Source organism: Streptomyces sp. WM6386 (genome assembly GCF_000972385.1).
In the GTDB taxonomy this organism is placed as follows: domain Bacteria; phylum Actinomycetota; class Actinomycetes; order Streptomycetales; family Streptomycetaceae; genus Streptomyces.
Genome location: NZ_JXTE01000733.1, coordinates 1 through 330, shown reverse-complemented (window position 1 = coordinate 330; position 330 = coordinate 1). Strand labels below are relative to the sequence as shown.

Annotated in this window: 1 protein-coding gene; it reads right to left on the bottom strand. The window is 69.4% G+C overall.

What is annotated here, in order from left to right; all coding sequences use genetic code 11:
- Window positions 1-111: 111 nt before the first annotated feature.
- A partial coding sequence (locus TN53_RS43440) for an SDR family oxidoreductase (protein ID WP_046264452.1) occupies window positions 112-330 on the bottom strand: 219 nt, incomplete at its 5' end.

Sequence of the window (330 nt, the reverse complement as noted above, 5' to 3'; positions counted from 1 at the left end):
GCTTTGATCTGCGCGTGATACCCGGGCCGGCACGTGTCGCCACCGGTTTCCGCTCGGTCCGTCACCGACATGCCCACGCCTCTCCCCCGTCTTGCGGCCGCGTCCTCGCTGTCAGAGGACGGTCTGGCCACCGTCCAGGATAAGGTCCTGGCCCACCACGAAGGCGGAGGCATCGGAGGCCAGGTAGACGACGGCTTCCGCGACCTCCTCGGGCAGACCCATGCGGCCCAGCGGGATGGTGGAGCTGAGCGCCTCCAGCATCGCCGCCTGCTGCGCAGGATCCTCGATGCCGAACTTGGAGTAGAGCGGGGTGTCCACCGGGCCGGGGCT